The organism is Methanoregula sp., assembly GCF_002835825.1.
In the GTDB taxonomy this organism is placed as follows: Archaea; Halobacteriota; Methanomicrobia; order Methanomicrobiales; family Methanospirillaceae; genus Methanoregula.
This window is the reverse complement of sequence record NZ_PIZH01000101.1, coordinates 1-6,411: the sequence shown is the minus strand read 5'-3', so window position 1 is coordinate 6,411 and position 6,411 is coordinate 1. Positions and strand designations below refer to the sequence as shown.

9 protein-coding genes and 1 pseudogene are annotated in these 6,411 nt (G+C 58.3%); 7 read left to right on the top strand and 3 right to left on the bottom strand.

What is annotated here, in order from left to right; translation table 11 throughout:
• Positions 1–293, top strand: a pseudogene (locus tag CW742_RS05255) (hypothetical protein); the annotation flags it as partial.
• Here the strand turns inward: CW742_RS05255 and fdhD are convergent.
• From fdhD to CW742_RS05240, 3 genes are read right to left on the bottom strand one after another with little or no spacing between them, the layout of a single operon-like run.
• The gene (gene fdhD, locus CW742_RS05250; protein WP_292417471.1) at positions 282–1,049 is read right to left on the bottom strand and encodes a formate dehydrogenase accessory sulfurtransferase FdhD; all 768 of its coding nucleotides are present in this window, start codon (positions 1,047–1,049) and stop codon (positions 282–284) included. The pseudogene CW742_RS05255 and the gene fdhD sit on opposite strands and share 12 nt — an antisense overlap.
• 47 nt (positions 1,050–1,096) lie before the next feature.
• A complete protein-coding gene (gene larE, locus CW742_RS05245) occupies positions 1,097–1,897 on the bottom strand; it encodes an ATP-dependent sacrificial sulfur transferase LarE (RefSeq protein WP_292417468.1) in 801 nt (266 codons plus the stop codon).
• A gap of 45 nt (positions 1,898–1,942) precedes the next feature.
• Positions 1,943–2,284 carry a transcriptional regulator gene (locus tag CW742_RS05240; protein ID WP_292417465.1) on the bottom strand — a complete coding sequence of 114 codons (342 nt, stop codon included), beginning with the start codon at positions 2,282–2,284 and terminating at the stop codon, positions 1,943–1,945.
• A gap of 200 nt (positions 2,285–2,484) precedes the next feature.
• Here CW742_RS05240 and nifS point away from each other — a divergent pair, with 200 nt between their 5' ends.
• The 6 genes from nifS to CW742_RS05210 form a co-directional block, all read left to right on the top strand.
• Complete coding sequence (gene nifS / locus CW742_RS05235; protein ID WP_292417462.1) at positions 2,485–3,678, top strand: cysteine desulfurase NifS; 1,194 nt, start codon at positions 2,485–2,487, stop codon at positions 3,676–3,678.
• The gene (gene nifU, locus CW742_RS05230) at positions 3,668–4,099 is read left to right on the top strand and encodes a Fe-S cluster assembly scaffold protein NifU (RefSeq protein ID WP_292417459.1); all 432 of its coding nucleotides are present in this window, start codon (positions 3,668–3,670) and stop codon (positions 4,097–4,099) included. Before nifS ends, nifU begins: the two co-directional genes overlap by 11 nt.
• A gap of 125 nt (positions 4,100–4,224) precedes the next feature.
• A complete protein-coding gene (locus CW742_RS05225; RefSeq protein WP_292417457.1) occupies positions 4,225–4,983 on the top strand; it encodes a HesA/MoeB/ThiF family protein in 759 nt (252 codons plus the stop codon).
• Positions 4,980–5,258, top strand: a complete 279-nt coding sequence (locus tag CW742_RS05220; RefSeq protein ID WP_292417453.1) for a ubiquitin-like small modifier protein 1 — start codon at positions 4,980–4,982, stop codon at positions 5,256–5,258. The genes CW742_RS05225 and CW742_RS05220 overlap by 4 nt, the downstream gene beginning before the upstream one ends.
• A gap of 6 nt (positions 5,259–5,264) precedes the next feature.
• Complete coding sequence (locus CW742_RS05215; RefSeq protein ID WP_292417451.1) at positions 5,265–5,696, top strand: molybdenum cofactor biosynthesis protein MoaE; 432 nt, start codon at positions 5,265–5,267, stop codon at positions 5,694–5,696.
• 424 nt (positions 5,697–6,120) lie between these two features.
• Positions 6,121–6,411: DUF4405 domain-containing protein (locus tag CW742_RS05210; protein WP_292417448.1), on the top strand; the 291-nt coding region annotated here is incomplete at its 3' end.

Here is a 6,411-nt window from a genome sequence, read left to right as displayed (position 1 = left end):
ATACTGAGGTTGCCGCAAGGCTGAAGGGTGCGCGGGAGGGTCCCCCGGGGAGCCCGGCCGCGGTCCATCCCCGCCGAGGTGGAGTACGGAGGAGCATTGCCACGCTTGAGTCAAAGCACCCGGGCACGATGCTCAACCTCATGAAGAGCAGAGAGAAGATTGCGGCACGGTGCTCAGGGACGCTGGAAACGGAGCCGGTCCGGCACTGTAAGGAATGCGGCGACCCGTGCAGCGGCGAGGTTTGCCAGCTCTGCAAGCTGAAAAAGAGCCTCAATACCGGATCACGGGGATGAGGGTGCCGCCCCGACAATCCGCTCCGTGTTGGTATAGACCACCATCTTGCTGCTCCGGGCAAACCCGACCACAGTGAGCCCTGTCTTCTCCGCGGTGTTCACTGCAAGCGTTGTGGTGGCCCCCCGGGAGACAATGATGGGGATGTTTGCGATCAGGCATTTCCTGACCATCTCGGAGGAGATCCTCCCCGAGACAACCACCCATGTCTTCGAGAGGTCGATCTTGTTCCGGAGCCCGTAACCGATGACGCGGTCAAGAGCATTGTGTCGCCCGATATCCTCAGATACCGCGATGACCTTCTGCCTGTCCAGCAGGGCAACGATATGGATCCCTCCCGTGGTCATGTGGAGCTCGGAGTTCAGGACAGCTTTTACGGAGGTCCAGATATCTGCCGTGCTGATAGAATAGTCGGAATGGACTTTCGGGAGTTTCTCGGTGTCTATATACGATGTGCTCCCTCCACAGCCGGAGAGGATCGTCTTTTTCGGGCCCAGCACCTTGAAGAGGTTCTTCGTGATAACGCTCATCCGGTTCTTCTCAATCTTGATGGACTCGATCTCGTCGATATTTTTGATGATCTGCTCGGTGTAGAGATACCCGGTCACGAAGTCCTCGAGCTGGACCGGGCTCATCATCGCCGTCATGGCGTGCCGCCCGTTCACGAACAGGGCGAGCGGGACCTCTTCGATGACCTCGTGGAGGTCCTTTCCCGCGTTGTCGCCGTCCACCCTGATACAGGGGAGTCTCCTGTACATAGTGTCGCCCGCGTCCTCTCCCGTTTTTTTCGAAGGGGAATCCTGTTTCATTTCAGCACTTCGTCCATACTGCCGCTCCGGTACCCTTCAAGGTCGAGGGTGATATAGGAAAACCCAAGGGACCGGAGGCGTGCGGCAATCTGGTCTTTCTGCTCCAGTATTCGGCCCATCTCCTCTTTATGTACTTCTATCCGTGCACTATTCCCGTGCAGGCGGACGCGGAGCTGGTTGAACCCGCTTTGTTTCAGGAATGCCTCGGCCTCTTCAATCATATGGAGTCCCTCAGGAGTGATACGGTCGCCGTACGGGATGCGGGAGGAGAGGCAGGCTGCCGATGGTTTCTGCCAGACGGGAAGCCCCATCTCCCGGGCAATGTCGCGGATGTCCTGCTTTGTGCACCCGCATTCGATGAACGGGTGGACAATCCCCTCTTCCGTGGACGCACGGAGCCCCGGGCGGTGCTCGCGGGTATCGGAGATGTTCATCCCGTCGGCAATGCAGGCCAGCCCGAGTTCCGAGGCCCGTCTCTTCAGGAACGTGGCCGAGATCTTCTTGCAGTGATAACACCGGTCCTCCGGGTTGCTGCTGAAGAGTTCGTCCTCCAGGTGAGGTACGGCGATGATGTCGAGTGTAAGCCCGAGATCAGCGGCGATCTTTTTCGCATCATCAACCTCCGCCCGGGGGACAACGGGACTGTCGAGGAGGACGCAGTGGCTCTTCTCTCCCAGAGCCTCGCGGGCAAGCGCTGCAAGGAGCGTGCTGTCGGTGCCTCCGGAGAAGGCAATGAGCAGGGACCCGCGCTTCTGTATGTTTTCATTAAGCGCCTGTTTCTTTTCTGGGATGCTCATGGCCATATCACGGATGAAAAAGGGGGATTGAAGGAGATGATGGTCTTACGACCCGCACCGGCTGCCGGATGCGGGGGTGCCGCCGCACTGGTTTTCGTCACCTTCCCGGAGCTGGCGGCAGATGTCGCAGGTGCGCTGGACAAGGTTGAGGTCCCTTCCATCCTGGAGATCCTTTGCCAGCTGCTCGATGGAGTGCTTCACTTCGTCCTCGAATTCGATCCGGTCCCCGCGTTTTCCCGACAGGTACTGCGATACTGCGGAGGGTGCTATCTCGAGCATCCTTGCGGCTTCCACCTGGGAGACGCCACACCGGACCAGTTCCACCGCGATCGCAGCCCTGATGGCCGGCAGGACATCCCATACGATTTTCTGACAGGGAGCTTCCATCACAACACAACCTTTATTTTGTCAGATTCACGACATAATAGATTGCATTCACAATTGTGAATTAGTTGTGACAGCAGAAATACCTTGCCTCCGGGCGGTCCAACCGGCCATCGTAGTCCTGTGCCGGGCTGACCTTCCCCGGCACCAGGGAAAGAGTAATCAGACGACCAGTACAGATATTCTGGTATCCAGTGAGGATCATGGGAGAGAAACGCACCGTTTACCTGGACCATTCCGCAACCACGTATGTCCGGAAGGAAGTACTGGATGCTATGGTCCCGTACTTCACCGATCATTTCGGCAACCCGTCATCGATCTACCATATTGCCGGGGTCTCCCGGAAAGCCATCGATACTGCACGGGCACAGGTTGCAAAGGCCCTCGGGGCCGGACCGGAGGAGATCTACTTCACGTCCGGTGGCAGCGAATCGGACAACTGGGCGATCAAGGGGATTGCCTCGGCGAACGTGAAGAAGGGCAACCATATCATCACCACGAAGATCGAGCACCACGCCGTCCTTCACACCTGCCAGTTCCTGGAGAAGAACGGCTTTGCGGTAACCTACCTCCCGGTGGACAAGTACGGCCTTGTTGACCCGGCCGAGCTCGAACGGGCGATCACCGACAAGACCATCCTCATCTCGATCATGTATGCCAACAACGAGATCGGCACGATCGAGCCCATTGCCGAGCTCGGGGCGATCGCCCGGAAGCACAAGGTCCCGTTCCATACCGATGCCGTTCAGGCGATTGGCAATGTCAAAATCGATGTGAACACCCAGAATATCGACCTGCTCTCCCTCTCTGCCCACAAGTTCTACGGCCCGAAGGGCGTCGGGGTGCTCTACATCCGGAAGGGCACGAAGATCGACAACCTGATCCACGGCGGCGGCCAGGAGCGGAGGCGCCGGGCAGGCACCGAGAATATTGCGGGCATTGTCGGTTGCGGAAAAGCTATCGAGCTCGCGACTGCCGATATCGAAGGGCATAACAAACGTATCCGTGCCCTCCGCGACCGGCTCCTTGCAGGGATCCAGGCAAAGATCCCCGATACCCACCTCAACGGCCACCCGGAAAAGCGGTTGCCCGGCAACATCAACATCAGTTTCGAGTTCATCGAGGGAGAGTCCATGCTCCTCTGGCTTGACGACGAGGGGATCTGCGCCTCGACCGGCAGCGCCTGTACTTCGGGATCGCTCGAACCCTCGCACGTGTTGCTCGCCACGGGGCTCCCCGTTGAGATCTCGCACGGATCGCTCCGGCTCACGCTGGGCAATGTGAACACGGACGCGGATGTGGATCTCGTCTTAGACGTGCTGCCAAAAGTCGTGTCCCGCCTTCGGGAGATGTCGCCCTTATACAAGGGTAAAAAGGGAGGATGCAATGTACAGTGACAAGGTCATGGACCATTTCAAGAACCCGCGGAATGTGGGCGAGATCGAGAACGCAAGCGGTGTCGGCGAGGTCGGGAACCCGGTCTGCGGCGACATCATGAACATCTACCTGACGATCGAGAACAACATCATCACCGATGCCAAGTTCAAGACCTTCGGCTGCGGTGCCGCCATTGCATCGAGCAGCATGGCAACCGAGCTCGTGAAGGGAAAGACCCTCGAAGAGGCTTGGGAGGTCTCCAACAAGGCGGTTGCCGAGGCGCTCGAAGGCCTTCCCCCGGTCAAGATGCACTGCTCGGTCCTCGCCGAGGAAGGGATCCACAAGGCGATCAACGATTACCGGAAGAAGCAGGGCCTCGAACCGTGGGTGGAAAAGAACCCGCACTCCCACGAACACGAAGGCGCGACCTGCGACCATTAACGCTGACGGGTATCGGTAAACCTTGCCGGAACGAAACTGCATAAATAATCGCCCCGTCCAACAGGAGATCAACAATACAATGAGTCGGGGATCGGCAGCGTGAACTGCCGGCGATACGGTGAACCATGTTATCGGAACGCGAGCTCGAACGGTACAAACGGCAGATCCTCCTCTTCGGCGAGGAGGGGCAGGAGCGACTGAAGAAGTCGCATATCTTCATTGCCGGTGCCGGAGGTCTTGGGTCTCCGATCTCCCTCTATCTTGCCGTTGCTGGGGTCGGGACGATCACGATCGTTGACATGGACGTTGTCGACCAGAGCAACCTGAACCGGCAGATCCTTCACTACGACCGCGACGTGGCGAAGAAGAAGACCGTTTCAGCCCTTGAGAAACTGCAGGCAATCAACCCGGATATCACGATCAACGCGATCGACGCCACCATCAGCGCGGATAATGTCAGTAAACTCGTGGGGAGGGCTGACGGGATCGTCGACGCCATGGACAATTACCCAGTCCGCTACCAATTGAACCGCGTGGCGCTTGAGAAGAAGATCCCGTTCTTCCACGGGGCCATTCGCGGGTTCTACGGGCAGGCAACCACGATCCTGCCGGGCAAGACGCCGTGCCTCGAATGTATCTTCCCGAAGGCCCCGCCAAAGGAGGTCTTCCCCGTTGTGGGGGCAACCCCCGGGGTCATCGGCACCGTTCAGGCAACCGAAGTGATCAAGTATCTTACCGGACAGGGCAGCCTGCTCGATGGCCGGCTCTTTATCTGGGACGGCCTCACATCGACGTCCGAGGAGATCGCGGTCTGCCGGAACCCGTCCTGCCCGGCCTGCGGGGATCCGGCTGCTGCGCATACGAAACCGGGGAAGAAGAAATGAGTGTCAAAGTACGTTTTTTTGCACGGTTCCGTGAACTTCTCGGAACGGATATTATTACCGAGCCACAAGCCGGGACAACGCTTTCTGCGCTGGTCTTGGGTATTGCACAGAAGAACAAGGAAGGCCGCGACGCGATCTTCGATGAGCAGGGATCGTTCCGCGAGTTCGTGATCCTGATGCGGAACGGGAAACGCGTGGAGACCTCCGATGCCGGGAAGACGGCAGTTGCCGATGGCGACGAGATCGCGGTCTTCCCCCCGGTTGCCGGAGGATAAGGGACGATGACGATCAAAGTCCAGAAAGAGGACGTTGACATCGGTGCCCTCATCACCGCAGCCAAGAAGCACGGGACCGGAGCGGTCGTTGTCTTCGACGGGATCGTGCGGGACGACGACATCACCGAGATGGAGCTCGAGGCCTACGAGGACGTTGCGGTTGCCGAGATGGAGAAGATTGCGGCGGAGGCTACCCGGCTGCACAACCTCCTGCACGTGGATATCATCCACCGTATCGGCCGGCTCGCTGTCGGGGAAAACATCCTTATTATTGTCGTGAGTGCCGGCCACCGCCCGGAGGCCTATGCCGGTTCCCGGTTCATCATCGAGGAGATCAAGAAGAGCGTCCCGATCTGGAAGAAGGAACTCACGAAGGATGGCGGGCGCTGGGTTCCCGGCGAGCATGGGCACGGGGCGGGGAAGCCCGTGAAGAAGTGACCGATGGTTGTTCCCCTACGTTTCTGATGGTAACGATTTTAAAAGGAAATAACTGGCCGGTCTTCCCTCGCGTACAGTCCGCTATGCCCTGAACCGGCTCAAGGATGAGAACATCCTTGTCGAACGCCACTATTTCGTTGACGCCCGCCAGAGCCTGTACGGTCTGAGCCTGCGAAAGGAACAGGTGGTGTCCGCATGATGCGGTGCTGAGGATACTATCCCCGAATTTTTTTCTCTGATAATCCTGGGATTTTTTTCCCGTTTGTTCCTCTTTGGCATTTCGAGTTAAGGCGTGTTTTGTCCCAGGGCTGTAAAAGATAGCGACAACGGACCACGAATTCCCGGAGTCGGGACGTGAACCGACAGATCCCAGCACGGTACATTTATCATCCATCACATCGTGAGGAAATCCTGAGGACTTCCCATGAAACGCGTTACTATCAATGCCCTGGTTGACATCGGCTGCCTCATCTCGTTCATCCCCTCGCTCATCACCGGCCTTGTCTTGTACTTGTACCTGCCCTCCGGAACCGGGCGGGGCGGAAGCTGGGTCACCTGGATGGGGATCACGCGGCACGACTGGGTGCTGTACCATGATATCGCGAGTTTTGCATTCGCGCTGCTGCTGGGCGTGCACCTGCTGCTGCACTGGCGGTTCTTTTACCATATCTCCAGAATACTGGAGTGGGTGGAGGAGCGAAGAAGGGATAACAAG

What these genes read in the sequence shown, in the direction of transcription:
- fdhD (WP_292417471.1), bottom strand. Translation starts at nt 1,049, where the DNA reads ATGTACAGGAGACTCCCCTGTATCAGGGTGGACGGCGACAACGCGGGA.
- larE (WP_292417468.1), bottom strand. Translation starts at nt 1,897, where the DNA reads ATGAGCATCCCAGAAAAGAAACAGGCGCTTAATGAAAACATACAGAAG.
- CW742_RS05240 (WP_292417465.1), bottom strand. Translation starts at nt 2,284, where the DNA reads ATGGAAGCTCCCTGTCAGAAAATCGTATGGGATGTCCTGCCGGCCATC.
- nifS (WP_292417462.1), top strand. Translation starts at nt 2,485, where the DNA reads ATGGGAGAGAAACGCACCGTTTACCTGGACCATTCCGCAACCACGTAT.
- nifU (WP_292417459.1), top strand. Translation starts at nt 3,668, where the DNA reads ATGTACAGTGACAAGGTCATGGACCATTTCAAGAACCCGCGGAATGTG.
- CW742_RS05225 (WP_292417457.1), top strand. Translation starts at nt 4,225, where the DNA reads ATGTTATCGGAACGCGAGCTCGAACGGTACAAACGGCAGATCCTCCTC.
- CW742_RS05220 (WP_292417453.1), top strand. Translation starts at nt 4,980, where the DNA reads ATGAGTGTCAAAGTACGTTTTTTTGCACGGTTCCGTGAACTTCTCGGA.
- CW742_RS05215 (WP_292417451.1), top strand. Translation starts at nt 5,265, where the DNA reads ATGACGATCAAAGTCCAGAAAGAGGACGTTGACATCGGTGCCCTCATC.